Consider the following 602-nt stretch of genomic DNA (forward strand, 5'->3'; position numbering starts at 1 on the left):
ACTGCCGGGCTCGCGCGCGATCACAAACCGCAACAAGGGCGCTCGGCCAAGATCGATGCGGTGCTGGCGCGGATCAAACCGATCCTTAAGCTGCGCGGCGCCAGGATCAGCAGACCCGTCCAGCTCGACCTCGCTCACCCCCAGCAGCGCGTTCCGCCACACCACCTGCGCCGGGCGCGACAGCCCCTCCCAGACGAACGAGGTGCGCAGAATGTCGTGCCGATCCACCACCCGCTGAACCGCGGCAAGATAGCGCTCCAACAGGTCGCGATCGGCAAACGCCATCTGCGAGACCAGCAGGTACGGATCGCCCTTTGTCGCCAACAGATGATGGAACAGGATGCCGTCCTGCAGCGGCGACAAGCCATAAATGTCCTGGATGTTGCCGACCCCGCCCGGCACTGTGGCGATGATCCGGTCGATCTCGCCCTGCGTCAGCTCAATCAGCGGCAGCATCTCTGGCGTGATCACAGGACTCTGTTCGCTGATCCGATTGGCCGGGACCGCCATCTCGTGATGGCGACTGAGGCTTGCGGCCAGATCCGCCAGCACCGGCTTTGCAAACAAGGTCCGCACCTCGACCCCCAGCGACTGCCGCCGCA

Annotated in this window: 1 protein-coding gene; it reads right to left on the minus strand. The window is 65.0% G+C overall.

Features of this window, described 5'->3' with window-relative positions:
- A partial coding sequence (locus tag CWO91_RS42385; RefSeq protein WP_130221196.1) for a condensation domain-containing protein occupies positions 1-602 on the minus strand: 602 nt, incomplete at both ends.

The organism is Bradyrhizobium genosp. SA-3 (assembly GCF_004212635.1).
In the GTDB taxonomy this organism is placed as follows: Bacteria; Pseudomonadota; Alphaproteobacteria; order Rhizobiales; family Xanthobacteraceae; genus Bradyrhizobium.